The organism is Enterococcus sp. DJ147D b, assembly GCF_058216655.1.
In genome coordinates, this window is sequence record NZ_CM177104.1 from 237,792 (window position 1) to 257,916 (window position 20,125).

General features: G+C 34.8%; 18 protein-coding genes. 17 read left to right on the forward strand and 1 reads right to left on the reverse strand.

Annotated elements, in window-relative coordinates; translation table 11 throughout:
• Positions 1-14: 14 nt before the first annotated feature.
• The 12 genes from AC4BD1_RS01220 to AC4BD1_RS01275 all read left to right on the forward strand — a co-directional run bounded on the left by AC4BD1_RS01220 (position 15) and on the right by AC4BD1_RS01275 (position 12,016).
• Positions 15-1,064: a PTS fructose transporter subunit IIC gene (locus AC4BD1_RS01220; RefSeq protein ID WP_206909422.1), complete on the forward strand. Its 1,050-nt coding sequence runs from the start codon at positions 15-17 to the stop codon at positions 1,062-1,064.
• Positions 1,065-1,084: 20 nt separating this feature from the next.
• The gene (locus tag AC4BD1_RS01225) at positions 1,085-3,697 is read left to right on the forward strand and encodes a glycoside hydrolase family 38 N-terminal domain-containing protein (RefSeq protein WP_490485699.1); all 2,613 of its coding nucleotides are present in this window, start codon (positions 1,085-1,087) and stop codon (positions 3,695-3,697) included.
• A gap of 689 nt (positions 3,698-4,386) precedes the next feature.
• On the forward strand, positions 4,387-5,127 hold the full coding sequence (gene truA / locus AC4BD1_RS01230) for a tRNA pseudouridine(38-40) synthase TruA (RefSeq protein WP_490485700.1): 741 nt from the start codon (positions 4,387-4,389) through the stop codon (positions 5,125-5,127).
• Positions 5,128-5,663: 536 nt separating this feature from the next.
• Positions 5,664-6,575: a helix-turn-helix domain-containing protein gene (locus tag AC4BD1_RS01235; RefSeq protein ID WP_206909418.1), complete on the forward strand. Its 912-nt coding sequence runs from the start codon at positions 5,664-5,666 to the stop codon at positions 6,573-6,575.
• Between the two features lie 139 nt (positions 6,576-6,714).
• On the forward strand, positions 6,715-6,921 hold the full coding sequence (locus tag AC4BD1_RS01240) for a hypothetical protein (protein ID WP_430616702.1): 207 nt from the start codon (positions 6,715-6,717) through the stop codon (positions 6,919-6,921).
• Positions 6,922-6,959: 38 nt separating this feature from the next.
• Entirely contained in the window at positions 6,960-7,166 is a 207-nt protein-coding gene (locus AC4BD1_RS01245; RefSeq protein WP_430616702.1) for a hypothetical protein, read from the forward strand.
• A 38-nt stretch (positions 7,167-7,204) separates the two neighbouring features.
• Positions 7,205-7,411, forward strand: a complete 207-nt coding sequence (locus AC4BD1_RS01250) for a hypothetical protein (protein ID WP_206909415.1) — start codon at positions 7,205-7,207, stop codon at positions 7,409-7,411.
• A 62-nt stretch (positions 7,412-7,473) separates the two neighbouring features.
• Complete coding sequence (locus AC4BD1_RS01255; RefSeq protein WP_206909414.1) at positions 7,474-8,145, forward strand: hypothetical protein; 672 nt, start codon at positions 7,474-7,476, stop codon at positions 8,143-8,145.
• Positions 8,146-8,147: 2 nt separating this feature from the next.
• Entirely contained in the window at positions 8,148-9,029 is an 882-nt protein-coding gene (locus tag AC4BD1_RS01260) for an ABC transporter ATP-binding protein (protein WP_490485701.1), read from the forward strand.
• 1 nt (position 9,030) lies between these two features.
• A complete protein-coding gene (locus AC4BD1_RS01265; protein WP_490485702.1) occupies positions 9,031-9,699 on the forward strand; it encodes a YidC/Oxa1 family membrane protein insertase in 669 nt (222 codons plus the stop codon).
• A gap of 19 nt (positions 9,700-9,718) precedes the next feature.
• Positions 9,719-10,393 carry a hypothetical protein gene (locus AC4BD1_RS01270; protein ID WP_490485703.1) on the forward strand — a complete coding sequence of 225 codons (675 nt, stop codon included), beginning with the start codon at positions 9,719-9,721 and terminating at the stop codon, positions 10,391-10,393.
• Positions 10,394-10,624: 231 nt separating this feature from the next.
• Positions 10,625-12,016: a family 16 glycosylhydrolase gene (locus AC4BD1_RS01275; RefSeq protein ID WP_490485704.1), complete on the forward strand. Its 1,392-nt coding sequence runs from the start codon at positions 10,625-10,627 to the stop codon at positions 12,014-12,016.
• Between the two features lie 225 nt (positions 12,017-12,241).
• Here AC4BD1_RS01275 and AC4BD1_RS01280 read toward each other — a convergent pair whose 3' ends face one another.
• Positions 12,242-12,958, reverse strand: a complete 717-nt coding sequence (locus AC4BD1_RS01280; RefSeq protein ID WP_206909409.1) for a MurR/RpiR family transcriptional regulator — start codon at positions 12,956-12,958, stop codon at positions 12,242-12,244.
• A 158-nt stretch (positions 12,959-13,116) separates the two neighbouring features.
• Here AC4BD1_RS01280 and AC4BD1_RS01285 point away from each other — a divergent pair, with 158 nt between their 5' ends.
• The 5 genes from AC4BD1_RS01285 to nagE all read left to right on the forward strand — a co-directional run bounded on the left by AC4BD1_RS01285 (position 13,117) and on the right by nagE (position 19,968).
• On the forward strand, positions 13,117-13,926 hold the full coding sequence (locus AC4BD1_RS01285; RefSeq protein WP_490466759.1) for a carbohydrate deacetylase: 810 nt from the start codon (positions 13,117-13,119) through the stop codon (positions 13,924-13,926).
• A 46-nt stretch (positions 13,927-13,972) separates the two neighbouring features.
• Positions 13,973-15,538, forward strand: coding sequence for a PTS transporter subunit EIIC (locus AC4BD1_RS01290; RefSeq protein ID WP_206909402.1), 1,566 nt, complete (start codon positions 13,973-13,975; stop codon positions 15,536-15,538).
• Between the two features lie 21 nt (positions 15,539-15,559).
• A complete protein-coding gene (locus tag AC4BD1_RS01295; protein ID WP_490466761.1) occupies positions 15,560-16,885 on the forward strand; it encodes a family 4 glycosyl hydrolase in 1,326 nt (441 codons plus the stop codon).
• 256 nt (positions 16,886-17,141) lie between these two features.
• On the forward strand, positions 17,142-17,981 hold the full coding sequence (locus AC4BD1_RS01300; protein ID WP_206909397.1) for a PRD domain-containing protein: 840 nt from the start codon (positions 17,142-17,144) through the stop codon (positions 17,979-17,981).
• Between the two features lie 19 nt (positions 17,982-18,000).
• Complete coding sequence (nagE, locus tag AC4BD1_RS01305; RefSeq protein ID WP_490485705.1) at positions 18,001-19,968, forward strand: N-acetylglucosamine-specific PTS transporter subunit IIBC; 1,968 nt, start codon at positions 18,001-18,003, stop codon at positions 19,966-19,968.
• Positions 19,969-20,125: the final 157 nt, after the last annotated feature.

The window sequence follows — 20,125 nt, forward strand, 5'->3', positions numbered from 1 at the left end:
TGGAGGTAGGATCAATGGATATCAAGAAACAGGGGAAAGAAATATTAAACCATTTCCAAAGTGGAGTTTCCTATATGATTCCACTAGTAGTAGCTGCAGGTTTGTTAACTTCAATTGCCGTCATATTTGGCGGGACTGGTGTTTGGGATCAAACAGATACTTTTTGGGGTGTCTTGCGAATGATTGGTCAAACAGGATTACAATTTATTGTGCCAATGATCTCGGCCTATATCGCGTATTCCATAGCTGATCGTCCTGGTTTAGCACCTGCTTTTATTACAGGTATGATGTGTCAAAATTTAGGAATGGGCTTTATTGGAGGAATGGTTGCTGGTTTAGCCTGTGGGTACTTAGCAAATGCATTGAAAAAAGTAAAAGTTCCGATGCAAGTAATTAGTTTAAAATCAATCATGCTGATTCCTTTTGTAACGACCTTAGTAGTAGGGGTAGTTTTATGGTATGTATTAGCAACGCCAATTCAAGGAATGACAGCAGGCTTGACGGCTTGGTTAGAAGGAATGTCTGGTGTGAATGCAGCGCTAATGTCCGCGATTTTAGGTGCTATGATGGCCTTTGATATGGGGGGACCAATCAATAAAATTGCCTATGCTTTTGGAGTTGCATCATTTTCAAGTGGAAGTTTCGGACCAAGTACGGCCATGTTATTGGCTATTGCGATTCCGCCATTTGGCATGTTTTTAGCAACTTTATTGAATAAAAAATTATATGATGAAGCCGAACGCGATAATGCCAAGACGGCAATGATTATGGGGTTAGTTGGTATCACAGAAGGGACGATTCCTTTTGCGGTAAAAGATCCATTACGTGTGATCCCTAGTATTGTGGTTGGAACTTCAATCGGCTGTGGTTTAAGTGGTTTCTTTGGAATTACGCAAGAAACGATGCTTTCAACTTTCATGGCGATTCCATTTGTCACAAATATTCCATTGTACCTCGTGTCTATTGCAGTTGGCGGAATGATTACTGCGTTAATGGTAAATGCTTTGAAATCGATCAAATATAAGAAAAATCTAAAAACGACACAAGAAACATCAGTCGAATAAAGAAAGTAGGGCAATCGTAAATGGTAAAAGCACACGTCATTCAACATACTCATTGGGATCGCGAGTGGTATTTTACAAAAGAAGATGCTATCGTATTATCCGATCAAGTGTTTGCTGAAGCTTTGGATGAATTAGAACGTAACCCAAACGTGAATTTTTGTTTGGATGGTCAAACGTCTATTGTTGATGAATATGTTGAAGTCAATCCTGAGAAACTAGAAACAATTCAACGATTAATGAAAGAAGGTCGGCTCTTTGTCGGTCCTTGGTACGCGCAAACAGATGCTTTGTTAGTTGATGCAGAGTCAATTTTGCGTAATTTAATGATCGGTATCAGCGACACCATCAATAAATATGGTGAACCAATGATGGTGGGCTATTTACCGGATACATTTGGGTTTAATGCAAACTTACCAACCTTGTTGCAGCAAGTAGAAATTGATAATTTTATGTGCTGGCGGGGATTGAATTTCGAAACGATGACACCGTCACCCTATTTTATTTGGAAAGGTTTAGGAGATAAAATTGTTTATGCGATGAACTTTCCGTATGGATATATGACTGGCATGATGAATCTTGATGCCATTCATGATGTGCCGAAGTTTGTGAAAGACAAGTTGGATGTTGCGGTGGAAATGCTTCATACGCATGGGAATAATGAAGATATCTTGGTTCCATCTGGTGTGGATCAAAAGTCAATGGTACTTAATTTTGATCAAATCATCAATGAAATTAATCGTTCAAGTAAGTATGACAATGTAATTTCGGATTATCCTTCTTATGTGGAAGTCATTCGCAGTAAAAAGAACTTACCACATTACGAAGGAGAATTGAGACAACCTGTTTACTCTCGTGTTCATCGTTCGATTGGTTCTGTTCGAACACAGATGAAATTAGCTAATTTCAAACTCGAACAAAAGATCTTGAAACGGATTGAACCATTGATGCTGATTGCTGAAAAAAATGGGATTCGTATTGGGAGAGGGGTGCTGCGTCGTTTATGGAAAAAAGTGTTAGAAAATCAAGCGCATGACAGCATTGGTGGATGTGTCTCTGATAATGTCATGGAGGATATCAACCATAGGATCAAGGAAGCTAATGAAATCGCAGATGGAATAGAAAACTTAATCGTCAAACGAATCGCAGATGCTTTAGATTTAGATGCTAATCAAGTTTTAGTATTCAATACGACAACGACAAAGTATCAAGGACCAAAAACGGTTCATATTGTTGCTCCTTCAAAAAAAATTCAATTCAAAGAAAGCTCTTATGCCATTGTTGAAAAAGAACTATTTTATCCTGAACGTCAAAATGCTTATCGGATGACGGCTATTGGATATGAATATTTTGACGAACCAGCTTACTACGAGCTGGATGTCAAAGTAGAAGTAGAAGTTCCCGCATTAGGATATACGATTGTTGAATTCGAGGAGAGTGAAGCTGAACTAGAGAAAGCTATAAAAACGAATAAGACGGAAATCAAAAATGGTGCATTAGCCATTACTTTTAGCGAAGGCTCTCTGATCCTAACAGTCGGCGATGTTGAATACACTGATTTTATTCGTTTGGTTGATTCAGGAAATGCTGGCGATACGTATGATTATTCACCACTTGAAGGAGATCACGAAGTACCTTTGAACTTTGACAAAGCAGAAGTGTTACTGGATTCTTCTAAAGAAACTTTGATTATTACTGGAAAGACTAAGCTACCGAAAAATTTGGAAGATCGATTAGCAGAACATCCAGAGAAAATAGAATTGGACTACGAAATCACGCTAAGCATTGGTGCTGGCGATGTTGTGGAAGGTACTATTGCAATAAAAAATACTATTTACTCGCATCGTATTCGAATGGCCGTGAATGTTCTAGATGACTCAGAGAAATCGATTGCTCAAATTCAAAATGGTTTTATCAAAAATAAACCTGCTGTTATTCCTGTAGATTGGCAAGAACGAATGGTTGAAAAGCCCGTGAATTTAGAAATTTTTGATAAAAGTATCTCGGTTGTAAATGAGGATTCTTATTTAACCGTCTATGCAGATGGTCTGAAAGAGTATGAACGAATCGGTCGAAAATTATACATCACATTGATGGCAACAACTGGTGAACTTGGAAAACCCAACCTTGGATGGCGTCCAGGACGTGCTTCCGGTGATACGACTAATGAAGGGCATATCATGATGCAAACACCATTAGCACAGGAAATAGGTGAACATCACTTTACTTTTGGATTTACAGTCAGTCAGGGTGTGTTTGATGAATGGAAAGTAGCCAAACTAACCGAGTCACGTTTAGATCAATCGATTTCCTATCAAAAGCAAAGTTTAAACGTCTTTATTCATCGGATAGACAATAAGATTTGGCCATTGCAAAACGAGTTAACTATCCCAAGAAAGTTTTCATTGATTGAATTTCCCGAAGAATTACTCGTGTCAGCCATTTACCCATCCTACTTTAATGAAGGGCATTATGTAGTTCGTTTCGCTAACCCAACAGCAAAAGAAGTTACTTTGCCAAAAGAAATTTTGAAAATGGGTGACGTGGTAAATGCAATTGAAAGAAAACAAGAGTTAACAACGATCCAACCTTATGACTATTTATCTCTTTTAATAACTATAGAAGAAAATAACTAAATATTATTCAAAAACAAATGGCAAAAAAGGACTCTGTCAGCATTCTCACCGAGTCCTTTTTTTATTTTGTTTTTGTTCTTTTTTTTTACATGGATAAAAGCGAATACTTTATCGAATGAATAGCAGTTAAAAGTATCAGATATCTTAATCAATTGGAGTGTTCCCAAAGAAAACTTGTTAAAATCGAGACAGAAATGATTTTGTTGTGAGGTCTGATTGAAGCTAAAATGAGGAACATTGAAAAATTTATTACGGCTAGAAAGGCTGCGAATTTATCTCAAAAAGTGTTTTCTGAAGGATTATGTATGTAAGCGACATTGAGTAAATTTGAGAATAATGGTCAAGTTCTTCGTTAAAAGTTTTGATCAAATTATATAGTCGAATCAATTTTTCATTGGTCGAACTTTTTTCTTTGATAAATGTAATCAATACATAACTGGACGAGCAATTAGAAAAAGCAGAGTTTTTGTTGATTATGAGTGAATATGAATAATCGACACAGATTTTAGCAGCCATTGCTCCTAAGGTGATTGCTGTTCTGATTGTTTTTTATTAGCGCAGGAAAGTTATTAGTAGAAAACAGTTGTTTTTTTTAATACCAGCAATGATCTTTGGTATAATGAGCGATGAGTTAAGAAACGATTTTGCGTTATTCACAACGCATCATTCATAATAAGAGGAGCAAGAAAATGAGAAATATCAAACTAACAATCGAGTATGATGGGCGTCGTTATCTTGGTTGGCAACGTCTTGGGGATTCAGATAAAACGATCCAAGGTAAAATTGAAGCCGTATTAAAACAAATGACGGGTGAACCAATTGAGATTATTGGTTCAGGGCGTACAGATGCTGGTGCACATGCCAGAGGACAAGTTGCTAATTTTAAGACAGAATCCACAATGGACCGAGTAACAATGTGTGAATTTTTGAATCGTTTTTTACCTGGCGATATTGTCGTTAAGAAGGTTGAAGAAGTACCTGAAAGATTCCATGCTCGTTACAATGCCAGTGGGAAGCAGTATAGCTATTACGTTTGGAACAACCCAATTCCAACAGCTTTTGAACGTTATCATAGCTTTTATGTTCCACAAGAATTAGATTTGGATAAGATGAACGAGGCTTGTAAACGATTAGTAGGTACACATGATTTTATTGGTTTTTCTGCCTTGAAGAAGAGTAAGAAATCTACAACAAGAACAATTGAAAAAATTACGATTGAAAAAGACGGAGGTATGCTTCATTTCACTTTTGTTGGCAATGGTTTTTTATATAAAATGGTTCGAATCATGATGGGAACATTGTTAGAGATTGGTGTAGGAAAAATGCCAGTGGATGCTATTGAGGAGATTTTTGAACAAAAAGTGCGAAAAAGTGCGGGAGAAACCGTGCCGGCGCAAGGACTGTTTCTTGATGAAGTGTATTATATTTGAGCTAGTTGTTAATAAAAGAATTAACTAAAATTTTCAGGGGTTAAATAGTTGGTCGAAACTGAGAGGGTACATCAAACGCTTGATATTTCCGAAGTGATTAGTCGCTTCGGTTTTTTTATTGTTTATAAATAGTTATTTTTTAACTATTGAATATTATTTCAAAACAAACAATAAAAGAAATGGATTTCATTTGAAATGAAAATGATAAAAGTTTTATATCAAAGTTCATCTTTGGATATTATCAAATTGTATGGTCGTAAAAAATAATAAAAAACGCTTTGAAAGCGGATTTAGTAAGCTTTTTATTTATTATAAATAGAAAAAATGACACTTAAGATAAAAAAATACTATCTTATGAAATATTTTTTATTTTTGAAATATATACATATAATTTTATTTGAGGAGGGATAAGATGCAATAATATATATATAATTATGTTTTTTTTTAAGTGTTTTTTGATATTTTTATAACCTTAAAGTGTTCTTTTATTTAAAATGGATTTATTTAGCGATTTATTAAGATTGCGAGGTGTTCTTTTGGAGTATGGGGAATTAATGAAAACTATGCGTTTGGAACGAGGAATCACACAAAAACAGTTGACTGATGGGATAACATCTAGAACAACTTTGGCAAACTTTGAAGCAGGGATATCCAGACCCTCATTTGAGGTTATTGTTTCTTACTTGGATAGATTAAATGTTGATATTAATGAATTCTTGTTTCTAACAAACTCAAATAGAATAAATGATAAACAAACTGTAAGTAATTATTTTGAACAAGTAAATATCGAAGGAAACAAACACAAACTAAGAATTTTTATAAAAGTTTTAGAAAAAAAGTATTTAGAGAGTCAAGATATTTTTTATTTGTACATGTACGTTTATTCAAAAAATTTATTAAGTAAAAATTGTGATTTTTCTAAATTAGAAAAAAAAGATGAGAAGTATATAGTGGAATTAATGGCTTATTTAAACAAGTGTGAAACTTGGGGGGCATTTGAACTTCAGATGTTCTGCACTATCTTATTTATTTTTCCTAAGGAATATATCAACCATAAAAAGAACTATGTTTTAAAAAAATTAAAACAATATACAAAATATAAAAATTACAGATATTCATCAAATAAAAACATTATAAACTTGGTTATCGTTTGTTTGAAACATAAATTGTTTGAAATTATTCCAGAATGTTTAGCATTAATTGAACGAGATAGTAGATCGGGTAGAAATTTCTATGAGTTAGTTATAGAAAGGATTCTAAAAGAAATATATGTACGTAGAAGAGACAAGACTAAGACGAACATAATTGAAATCACTTATTACATAGAGATTTTATCTATGTTTGATGAACAATATATGGAGTTAACGACCAAATCGGTCATAGAGAGGATTGGAATGCTTTTAACAGAAAGCAGTACTATCAAAAAACATAAGGTTTTTGATGAATAGTATTCACTAAAATCAGGCGTGTCATTATTTTGTACAAAATAAACAAATGTTAACAGAAAAGGTTATTCTTAAAAAGTAATAAAAAGTATTCTTTGATTCAACAGAGCAGGGAAGAAATGAAATCATAGGAGGTGAGAAAATGACAGCATTTATTACGAAAATTGGTCTTTATTTGATGAGTTCTTGGAATACATTGCCATTACCATTTCGAACACTAATCGACACATTAGTAGGATCTGATATGGGAAAAGCAGTGCAAAAAGGATTGGAAGCCGTTATTGAACTATTAACAACATGTTCAATTTCTGTACTTAACCAAATTGCGAATTTACTAGGACTAGCTTAATTACTGTATAGCTAATCAAAATTATAGGAGATGAGAAAATGACAGCATTTATTACGAAAATTGGTCTTTATTTGATGAGTTCTTGGAATACATTACCATTACCATTTCGAACACTAATCGACACATTAGTAGGATCTGATATGGGAAAAGCAGTGCAAAAAGGATTAGAAGCCGTTATTGAACTATTAACAACATGTTCAATTTCTGTACTTAACCAAATTGCGAATTTACTAGGACTAGCTTAATTACTGTATAGCTAATCAAAATTATAGGAGATGAGAAAATGACAGCATTTATTACGAAAATTGGTCTTTATTTGATGAGTTCTTGGAATACATTACCATTACCATTTCGAACACTAATCGACACATTAGTAGGATCTGATATGGGAAAAGCAGTGCAAAAAGGATTGGAAGCCGTTATTGAACTATTAACAACATGTTCAATTTCTGTACTTAATGAAATTGCAAGTTTGCTAGGGTTAGCTTAATTTTAGCTTCTTCCCTGCTCTGTTGGATCAAACATACGCTCATAAAATAAAGGAGAAATTATATGTTTGCAGTAGCAAAAGAGGAATTTAGAAATCTAGCAATTAATATAAAAATGATACTATTAGTAATCTTAATAGCCCTTTTTAATTATAATATATCGAATATGCTGACTAGTCAATTATCAATTGATGGTATTCCAAAAGCTTACGCAGGGTTACGTATTATTTTCTTTATTTTAGGTTATCTGTTGATCTCTATATTTTCTCACAGTGTGTTAAATAAAGAAATAGCTGATGGAACATTGAAATTTATACTATCTAAAGTTTCTCGCGAGGAATTTATTGTAGGTAAATTTTTAGGGATTTTCCTTTTTTGGACAATGTGCATGCTGATAAATATCAGTATGTTAAGCATTTTAGGGGTCACATTTAGTTTTTATATACTGTGGATGCTGTGTAGTGCGGTTTCCTATTTTATTTCAATTGTTATGCTATTGTCTGTACTAATAAAGAAAGAAAATTTTAGCAATTTTATGGGACTTTTTGTAGGGATACTATTCCCAACAATAGGTCTTTACGTGACAGAGTCATCTAATATGTTAGTCAAGTACTTCCAGTATATATTTCCATATTTTTATCTATTAAAGGGTGGCATCTATATTATGATTCCATATATTCTTTCTTTTATTCTTTTATTATTCGTTGTAATCATATTTAACAAAAAGGAAGTGTAATCTTGAACCCTAAAATAGCAATTAAAAATATAAATAAATCTATTTCAAAGCATCATTTACTAAAAAATATAAATTTTGAAATAGCTGATGGTGAAATCGTCATGATCAATGGCAAAAACGGTTCGGGAAAGTCTACATTATTAGAAATAGTAGCCCAAGTTTCAAATGCTACTAGTGGCGAAATTGACATACCAAAGAATAAATATGATTCTATTGGCTATATGCCTGATACAGATGCTTTGTACAATCAAATTACTGGTCCACATTTTATGAAATATATGGCTTCTCTCAAAGGGAAAAAAATAAGAAAAAACGAAATAGTAGATTTATTTAAACGTGTTAATTTGGAAGTTCCGGATAGACTCTTAATCAAAAACTACTCATTTGGTATGAAAAAAAAACTAAGTTTAGCTCAAGCATTATTGTTTGATCCTAAATTTTTAATTTTAGATGAGCCTACTTCAGGAGTAGATGAAGAGACAGTGTTTAAATTTGTAAATCTATTTAAGGAATTAAAACGAAAAAAAGTGAGTATGATTGTTTCTACCCATGACTGGCAATTGATTGAGTCATTGGCAGATAAAGTATTGTTGATCAATAAAGGAAAGATAGTTTTTTCTGAAGAAAACTTACTAACCAGTGAAGAAAGTAAGAAACCTATTCAAGTAACGGTAACTTATCCACAAACAAAAATTGAATTATTGGGAGAATACTTTGCTAAAAACAAAGTAGATTTATTTGATTTTGATTTATCTGAAAATCGTGTAGAGTTTACTTGTTACAAAAAAGATGTTTTGAAATATGTGCGGCAATTTAGCTCGGAATTACCTGTTGAAATCAAAAGTATCAAAATCAATCCTGATATTTTAAATCTAGTTGTTTAGAGTGAGTGATGATATGTTGATCTTATTCTCAATTTTAGAATGGCTTAATCAGTATTTAGGGCCGCTTGTTTCCATATTTATTACCACTTTTTTTGTCAAAACATTGACGATACCTACCCGAGTTTACAGGTACAAAAATAAATTATTAAAAAAAATAATAAAAGAAAATCAAGCACAATATCAGAAATCAACAAGTACAAAACTAGAGAATCTAGAGAAGTTAAATGTTGTATATTCTTTTTCGAGGAATGGAAGTACTTTGCTTAGTTTTGCATCTATAGTTTTTGAGGGTGTAATCATCGCAACATTTTTAAATGCACTGCACAAAATGAAAGACTATCCTTATTTGTGGTTTAATGTTTCAAAACCAGACGCGACTATAGTAGCTCCAATGATTTATTTAGTCATACTTTTAGTGGTAGGGTGCTTGAATGCAACTAAAATAGGTACAAGAAAAGAAAAATGGTTGAGTATCGCTATAACTACGATTATCTCTATCATCATGTTTCGCTTTTCACTTAAAGTCAACGTAGGAATCGTCATTTATTGGTGGTATGCAAGTATTTTTAATTTTTTAATACAAAATATGTTATTAGAGAAATATATTTATTCGTCTTTTAGTAGTACTTATAAATATTATATAAAAAATATTTACCCAATAATAATATAAACATTAAGGAGAGAATAGAATGGACAAAAAAATTTTAACAACTATGTTAGTAGGTGCGACACTGTTAGCAACTAATTTAGGAAGTGTTAACTCTTTTGCAGATGTAGTATCATCTACTGAAAATCAAGTAAGTACGCATGATCGCGTAGCAACAAATTCCAGAACGCTTATTGGTATTGCCAAAGGTACTCTAGAAGGAATGATGACTCCTTATATTGAAGGTGTACCCGGAACTGGTAGCTTGACTTTACATTATCATTCAGAAGATTTTGGTTTCGTTGACGGTGATGAGGCAGCTTTAACAATCAAATTACCTAAAGAATTTAAATATGCTGCTTCTGTACCAAGTTTTGTTTCAGGAATTAGTGGGAAAATCTCAGTTACAGGTATTTTAGGGATGGGTGCTGAAGAAAAAATCACTGCTGCGAACTGTGAAATCTATGCTGATCGATTGATTATTAAGGCACCAAGTTCATTTTGGATTGGTTCAGGTGGTGTAGATGCACATATCACAATTGATTATGGTCAACTTTTAGCACAGTATCCTCAATTACCTATTGCGGATGCCCCTGCTGGATATCAAGTAATTACGCAACTGAAATATGCTGGTGCGATGTGGGATATTATTCATGATCCAATTATTGGTACAAATGATGATACTATTTATACCGATGAACACTCAGCTATTCTATAGTAGAAAAACGAAAAAATGTAGTTCTTCTATAATTTTTGACTAAATGTTTAATAAAAAATACGATGCTTATGGGCATCGTATTTTTTATTTTGGGTTGAATGAAACGCTCCTTCTTAACTTGCAACTATTTTCAAAATATAAAAATAGATTCATGATAACAAATCACAAGCTAGTCAATTAAAAAGCTGTGCTACACTTTGGTTGAACAAAAAATGAAAGGGGTTTCTTTTTATGAGAAAGTTAGTTTGTGTACTGGCTGTGGCAAGTGTTGGATTGAGTTTAGGAAAAGTGGTAGAAGCAGAAGAACAAATTCCAGAAAAAAACGGATATACACTAGATTTTCACGATGAATTCAATGGACCAACTTTAGATCGATCAAAATGGAATGACAAATATTTGGAACATTGGGCAGATGATCCGAATGATGCTAAAGCGAATTATCGCTTTGAAGAAGGAAATTTGATTGAGTCCATCCAACCAGATCAAAAAGCTTGGGCGCCAACACTAGATAAGGATAATTATGGATACGGAACAACAGGTGTCAAATCCAGTGCAATTCAATCATTTAATAAAAACTGGATTCATAATTTTAGTGGCAGCAAGAAGCTGATGTCTCCTATCTCACCTGAAAATGAAATGCTGGGGGATGAGAAAACTGGTGGGTATGCAACGACATATGGTTATTTTGAAATCCGAGCAAAATTATCAAATAGTAGTGGTGGCGGCCATCAGGCATGGTGGTTAGTTGGTATGCAAAATGATACGAATGATTGGGAAAATTCAAGAGAAACAGGCGAAATTGATATCATTGAAACTTTTTTTGATTACAGTGAAAATGTTCAGCGACCAGTTGGAACAAAGAACGTTACAGAAGCCAATCGCCAGAAAGGCTTATGGCAAGTATGCACATATGGTTGGAATGACCCGTTCTTTTCAAGATCGTGGACAGATAGTACAACAGCAACAATTGGCGGTACAGAAGCTGTGGTTCCAGGAGAAGTTGGAATAGATAGCTTAACGAATGAATTCCATACTTATGGCATGGAATGGGAACCTGGTTCACTTAAATTTTACTTTGATGGTCAATTATTCAGGACAATTAATCAAGCACCCGATTATCCAATGGGGATGATTTTAAATATATACACAGACGCAGGATCAGGAAAACACAATGAGGTTTATCCTAAAGAATGGGCAATTGATTATGTACGGGTTTATAAAAAAGATGCTGGCTATGATATACCAAATCAAGGAATCAAAAATCGTGAGACAGGCGAATTTCTTAGTTTAGCTACTGAATCAGACAAGGTTATTCTGTCAACGACAAATGAAAATCTTGAAAGATGGCAAATAATTCCTAAAGGTGAGTATTTTCTGATTAAAAATACAAAGACAAATGAGTTGCTACACAATGAGCATCAAAAAGGATATGTCGAACACGGTGTAGTGCCAGAAACGTATTACAGCGCACAGTGGAAAAAAGAAACAGTTGGTAATTACACTCGGTTCGTGAATCGTTGGAAACCGACGCAAGTAATCCATATAGAAAATAATCTAGGTTATCTTGAATGTAGCCCTATTCATGCTGGTGCTTGGAGAAGCCAATGGCAAATGATTGACTAAAAATGCAAAAATAAATTCTGCTTTTGCTATGAAATTTGAAAGAATGGCAAAATAAAAAGGATATACGAAAAAGGACGTAAAGAGATGTACCACTCCAAAAAGATAGACTAAAAATCTAACATTTTGGCGGTCAGTACAAGATTAACGTCCTTTTTTGCATCATTGATTGGTAAAATTCGATGTGTTGATCCAATAACAAGAAACAGTAGAGAATTTAGAATGTTATCAATTGGCATAACGGGCAATCAGATACTCAATCAAATTTAAAGCATTACCGAAAAAATAATTAAGTTGTTGATTTTCTGGTCCAGAGTCAGCAGTACCACTTTCGACCAGAAACGAGAGATCTCCTTTTTTAGCATAGCTACTATTTTCGTTAGCCGTGATCGTGATGACGTGTCCACCGTAATTTTTGCACTCTTTCATTTTGATCAAACCATTTTGATTTTCACCAGATTGAGAAAAAGTAATCAAGGTGTGTGGGGTTTCGTCAGTAACAAGGCTAATTTCCACTCCCTCTAAGTCGATTGCATAAATTTTTTTTAGTAATAATTTTCGGTAAGTATAATCAACGAGAAACTGGCAAAATCCCTCGCCAAATAGATAAATCTTTCTCTCAGAAAAAGCTTCATTGAAGTAACAATCAATTTTTTCCCACCCATGATTAGTTGTCACAAAAGAAAGTTCTTCGATTTGATTGACTGAAGAGGCAGAAAACTTATTGGAAAGAAAAAAAATAAGTTCTTTGAAATTATTAAATCCTGCTCGTTTAGCTAGACGACTGATTGAGGAAGGAGAGGTGTAATTGATCTTGGCAATGTTGCGAATATCTAAGTCTTCATTACTATGGATTGCTTCGACAATTTTTTCAATCATTCGTTCATCGTCCGAATGAAATGAATTGTTTGGAAATAAACGATTAAGATAATAAATTTTGGTCATTGAATAGTCCCTCTCTTGAAAATATTTTCAGTGTGTGAAAACGAAATCAACCTGTTAAATAAGCATTGTATGCGCTTTATTAAGATACTATACTATGGCTATAAAGAAAGCAAATACAATTGTATGAATCTATTTTCTTTGATGAAAGAAGGATAAGTATGAAAAAAGTAATTATCAATGCAGATGATTTTGGTTATTCTGCAGCTGTCAACGCAGGCATTATCAAAGCGTATCGAGATGGAGCACTAACTTCGACTACTCTGATGGCGAACATGCCAGGAAGAGAGGAAGCAATCCGGCTTGCAAAAGCGAATCAGGGACTTGGCGTAGGTGGGCATCTTGTGTTGACTTGTGGCCAACCATTGACACTTGCAACCTCATTAACAAATGAAGAAGGACAATTTTATCATTTGGAGGATTATAAAAAAAATCGTTCACTTATGAAAGAGGAAGAGATTTTCCATGAATGGTCAAGTCAAATCGATTACTTGTTGGAAAACGGGTTGAAATTAACTCATTTAGATAGCCATCATCATGTGCACACATTCCCAGAAAATTTAGCGATTACGAAAAAAATTGCTGAGAAATATCAGCTATGCTTTCGAAATGCATTTGATTTGGAAAAACAAATCAAGTTACCTTATCAAAAAAATATCAGTGGATTTCTCGACTTGATGAATTATCCTTCGATTCGTGATCTGAAGCAACCGTTTGCTGAAAATATGACTGCTTGTTTAGTTGAAATCCAATCAGTATTGGAGCAGGTAGAGGATGATGCGGTAACTGAATTGATGGTTCACCCGGCATTTGTTGATGAGTCGTTATACTTTGGCTCAAGTTTTCATCTTCAACGAACCAAAGAAGTTGCTATTTTGTGTGCTGAACAATTAAAAAATCTATTGGATGAGCAAGAGATCACACTGTGTAATTATCAAGAGGTCTCGACAGATCACTTGATTGTCAATTAGCACGTAGTTTAGTTGCATAAAGCCAAATTAAAAAAGGAGAAATAGAATGAAAGAGAAAGTTATGAAATCGGCTAGTGTTTTTTCTAAGGCAATTATCCAACCAGTGATGTTCATGGCTGTTACAGGAATTATTTTGTCTGTCTGTGCGATCTTAAAACTTGAGATGATGCCAACTTTTACCAAAGATGTCGGGAATTTTGTATTTAATATTTTGTCTTCAGGTATGATTGGCCAGCTAAGTGCGATTTTTTGTGTGGGAATTGCTGCAGCTTTGGCAAAGCCAAAGTTCAAAACGGATGCCGCCATTTTAGGAATTATTACTTACTTGATTTTTTTATACGCAAACAATTCATGGTTAACAATAACCGATCGCTTAGCAATCGCAGGTGAGCAAGGTCTTTATGGGACTGGTCAAGGAATGGTTTTCGGGATTCAAGTTACGGACATGGGAGTCTTTTTAGGAATCTCATTAGGAGTTATGGTTGGTTGGATGGTTAATCGATTTGGTGAGGTTAAATTGCACCGGTATCTTTCGCCTTATTCTGGGACAAAATCTGCTTACTTATTGATTGTATTTGTTACGATTTTGTTTGCAATGGGAATCACTTATGTTTGGCCAATAATCAATTTTGGCGTTGAAAGCCTAGTTAAGGCAACGACAACTGCTGGCTCAGCCGGATTTTTCTTCTATGGTTTCTTAAATCGTTTATTGCTGCCACTTGGCTTGCATCATTTCTTATGGATGCCGATTTTTTATACACCATTAGGGGGCAGCGCTGAAATTGCGGGTCAAGTGTATGAAGGAGCTTACAATATTTGGTTGGCAGAATTGGGAAATGCTAGTCAAATCACGTCAATGCATCCCTCTATTGGTTATCTGTCTAATTTTGGTTCGATTTCGTTGCCTATCGGGATTGCTTTTGCTATTTGGAAAACAGCCAGAATCGAGAATCGTAAAAAAGTTGCGGCCATTTTGATTCCAATGGTTACAACGGCATTTTTGGCGGGTGTGACTGAACCATTAGAATTTTTATTTTTATTCTTGTCGCCTGTTTTGTGGTTAGCACATTCAGTTGTTTACGGACTAAGCTTATTCTTCACTAATTTAGTGGGCATCAATATTCAATTTGATACAGGTATCAACATGATTATCAACAGCTTTGCATTTCCGAGTCGTCTCGGGCATCAATATTTGATCCCTATTATGTTTTTTGCAACGGCAGTCTTGGAATATATCGTATTTAAGCAATTGATTATTCGTTTAGATATTCCGACTTTAGGACGCGAGAAAAGTGAAACTCAGCTTGCAGGACTTGATGAAACAGTTGTTACAACAGGTCTCGATAGTGAATTTGAGCCACAAACACAGATAATTGTTGCTGGTTTAGGTGGTGCGGAAAATATTGAAAGTATCGTTAACTGCTATACGCGTCTACGAGTGGATGTAAAAGATGAACAAAAAGTTGACATCGATTTACTGAAACAAAAAGTGAAGGCGTCAGGTATTGTAGATAAAGGAAAGCATATCCAGATCATTATTGGGATGGGTGTTGAAGAAGAACGTGAAAAAGTAGAAGCGTATGTGACGCATCTAAAAGAAATTAATAATTAAAATAAATGGAGGAAAACAACAGTGGGAAATAAATTTGTAATGATTGGTGGAGGTTCAACACAATCACCAGGAATTTTAGAGGTTTTACGAAAACGTGCGGAAGAATTGAATCTAAGCGAATTAGTTTTATATGATATTGATGAAGAAAGAGTTTCACTACTTGGTCAATATACGAAAATGTACTATCAGGAATTAGGTTCAAAAGTGATAGTTAGTTATACAACAAATATTGATGAAGCGTTAGTGAATGCTGATTTCTTATTTATGCAAATTAGACCAGGCTTGAATAAGCAACGTGCAATTGATGAAAAAATTTGTCTTAACAATGGTGTCGTTGGGCAAGAAACTTGTGGACTAGGTGGATTTTCATTTGCCATGCGTGTGATTCCAGCAGTGTTAGAAATTATTCGAAAGGTAAAAGAAATTTGTCCAAAAGCTTGGATTCTCAATTACACAAATCCAGAAGCTATTCTTTCTGAAGCGATCTATCGAGAATTTCCTGATGCAAATGTATTGTGTATTTGTGATATGCCGATTTCGATTGAAGGCGCGATAGCCAAGTATTTCAACAAAGATTTACGTGACTTAACATTTAAGTATTTTGGAATGAACCACTTTGGATGGTGGACGAATATCATTGATGAGAAAGGAACCGACCTTTTACCAATCTTAAGAGAAGACGTTCTTTCTGGTAAAACTGATACACTATTACAATCAAATGATGAAACGAAAGAAGATCAGTATTGGATTGATACCTATCGCCAGATGATTAGCTTATTCAAACGGTTCCCGGAATATTTCCCAAATTGTTACTTGCAGTATTATTTAACACCAGATGAAATGATTGCACATGATGATCCCTCATTTACTCGTGGCGATTATGTGATGCAAGGTCGTGAAAAACGAATTTATGAAGAATGTCGTCGTGTGATTGCTAATGGCAGCGCCAAAGATTCAAGCTTGCACGCAGGTGTTCATGGAAATTATATTGTGGATATTGCGTATGCTATTATCCATAACACGCGCGAACGCTTTACAGTCAATAAAAAAAACCAGGGATCAATCGCAAATTTTGATCCAGAAGCAGTGATCGAAGTTCCGGCATATGTTGGAAGCATGGGGGCAGAAACAATTACCATCGGACACATACCAACTTTCCAAAAAGGACTGATGGAGATGCAGAAAGCTTACGAAAAAATGACAGTCGATGCAGCTTTGTCAGGTTCTTATCAAACCGCATTAGAAGCAGTTATGTTAAACAAAACAATCCCTAACTATACGGTGGGTAAAAAAGTTTTAGATGAACTTCACAAAGCAAACAAAGAATTCTGGCCAGAGTTAAGTTAACTCAACAGTCGCCAACCAAAAAATAAAGAAAGCGGTTGACAAAACACTGTTTGGTCTATACAATTTAGTTGTTAACAATATTGATTTCATGTGACTAGATCATACTAGGCATGGAAAGATGACGTGGGAGAGGAATTTTCCAGGTGATTTTTCCATGCTTTTCTTTTGTCTAGAAATTTTTTAGGCCAAAAAATTTCTGGAAAATGATTATTAGTTGAGAAATCAAAAACCTATTTCTGCAGAAAAGGAACTCATTATGAAAATTAAAAAAATCTTTAATCAGAATGCCGTGTTGGTAGACGATGACGGACAAGAAAAAGTTGCAATTGGAAAAGGAATCAGCTTTGATAAAAAAAGAAATGACCTTATTTTTATGAAGGATATCGAGCGCCTTTTTGTCATGGAACCAGAAGGACAACTTCGATTGCAAAACTTATTGAATCAAATCGATGAAAAATATTTATTTGCAGCTGAAGAAATCATTCAACATGCAGAAACGGTTTTGATGGAGCCGTTGAATGAACATATTTTGATTGCATTAACAGATCATATCGCATTTGCTGCCGAAAATATGAAAAATGGTATCGTAATTCGCAACAAATTGTTACGAGAAATCGAAGTTTTATATGACGAAGAATTTCAAATTGCGCAATGGGCTGTAGAACATTTGACGAAAACATTAGATGTGCCTTTCACCTATGATCAAGCAGGGTATATCGCCATTCATATCCATTCAAGTCGTAGAAATCAATTGAATAATCATCGAAGCATTCGAGAAGTGACGATTATTTCAGATGTGATTCGTTTGATCGAGGCAGAACTTGAGGTGGATTTGCACACACAAGAGATGTCTTTGAGCTACACGCGTTTAGCAAATCATTTGAGATTATTATTACAACGTTATAAGAACCAACAGTACGCTGTTTTGGATGAAGATATTTTAAAAATGGTCAAGAAAAAATATATAGCAAGTTATGAAATGACGAAAAAAATTCGTGTTTTATTACTTAAACAATATCAAATGTCTATTACGAGTGAGGAAATGGGTTATTTAGCAATCCACATCGAACGCTTACGTAGTGCCGTTTGTGATTAAAAAATAGGGAGAGAAAAAAATGAAAGCTTATATGCAAAGAATGGGTCGCTCATTGATGTTGCCGGTTGCAACATTACCTGTAGCAGCTTTGTTCATGGGGATTGGTTATTGGATTGACCCAAGTGGTTGGGGTGGAAATAACATTTTGGCGGCTTTTTTAATTAAAGCTGGTAGTACAATTTTAGATAATTTAGGATTATTATTTGCAGTCGGGTTAGCATTAGGGATGTCGAAAGATAAAGATGGTTCTTCTGCTTTAGCAGGATTAGTTGCTTTCTTGACACCGATGACTTTAGTAAGTAGTGCATCAGTTGCATTGTTCACAAAGGTTGATGTTGAGCAAGTAAACGTTGCGTTTGGCGCAATCAATAATAAAAATGTTTTTATTGGGATTTTAGCTGGGCTAGTTGCAGCAGCAATGTACAATCGTTTTAGTAAAGTAAAATTACCAATGGCATTATCTTTCTTTAGTGGAAAGCGCGCGGTTCCAATTGTAACTGCTGGTGTGATGACTTTGATTTCGGCATTATTGATTTTTATTTGGCCGCCAGTTTACAATACCCTTGTTTCATTTGGTGAATTGATTTCTGGAATGGGCGCAGTGGGTGCTGGATTATATGGCTTCTTTAACCGTTTGTTGATCCCAACAGGCTTGCATCATGCGTTGAACAATGTGTTCTGGTTCAACCTTGCAGGAATTGATGATATTGGTAAATTCTGGGCAAGTGAAGGAACAAAAGGTATTACTGGAATGTATCAAGCTGGATTCTTCCCCGTAATGATGTTTGGTTTACCAGCAGGGGCGTTAGCAATCTATCAATGTGCTCGTCCAGAGAAGAAAAAACAAACAGCATCATTGATGTTAGCAGCTGCATTTGCTTCATTCTTTACAGGTGTGACCGAACCATTAGAATTTTCATTTATGTTTGTTGCTTGGCCATTGTATGTTGTTCATGCCGCTTTAACAGGTATTTCAATGTTTGTAGCAGCACTTTTCCATTGGACAGCAGGATTCAATTTTAGTGCAGGTTTTATTGATTTCTTCTTAAGTTTACGTGTACCAATTGCGAATAAACCATATATGTTGATCCTACTCGGCTTGGTGATGGCTGTTGTTTACTATGTTACTTTTATGTTTGTTATCAAAAAGTTCAACTTGATGACACCAGGACGTGAAGAAGGTACAGGTGAAGAAACACCTGATTTAGCAACTGGTAACGATAAGTTTTCTGCTTTGGCAGATAATATTTACGCTGCTCTTGGTGGTGCAAGCAATGTAACATCAATCGATAATTGTACAACACGTCTTCGTTTACAAGTGAAAGATACAAAGCAAGTTGATCAATCAAAAATTAAAGCAACTGGTGTTCCAGGAGTGAAAGTAATTGATGATCAGAATATCCAAGTTATTGTTGGGACAGAAGTGCAATTTGTTGCTGATGAAATGAGTAAATTACATGGAAGTCCTGTCAGTCAATCAGCAGGAACAGTAGTAGTTACGGAAGAGATCAGCAAGCCTGAAGGGCCACAAACACAAGATGTATATGCTGTAGCTACTGGGAAAGTGATTCCAATCACTGAAGTCGGTGATGAAGTATTTTCACAAAAAATGATGGGAGACGGCTTTGCGGTAATTCCTGAATCAGGTGAAATTTTTGCACCGGTTGCTGGGAAAGTTACAAGTGTCTTTCCTACTAAACATGCAATTGGTTTAGTAACTGACTCTGGGATTGAAGTATTAGTTCATATGGGAATCGATACCGTTCAATTAAATGGTGAACCATTCACTGTCTTTGTTAAAGAAGGTCAACAAGTCGGGCGAGGACAAATGCTTGCAAAAGTCGATCTAGCAAGTTTGAAGGCAAACGGTAAAGAAGCTGACATGATCGTTGTCTTCACAAATCCAGATAGCATCGATACGTTTTCAGTAACAACTGGTCAAGAGGGTGAAGTGAATGAAATTATTGGGACAGTCACGAGTAAGTAATAAGTTTTGGCACCAAACGACCAGCTCCGAGCAAAAAGAAATGATTTTCTAAAAAATGTTTCCATATTTTTATGAAAAGTGGGCATATTATCCAATAGTAGTAGCGTTAAACTATTTATTCTAACAATAAAAAATACAAAGAATATACTAAGAGGCA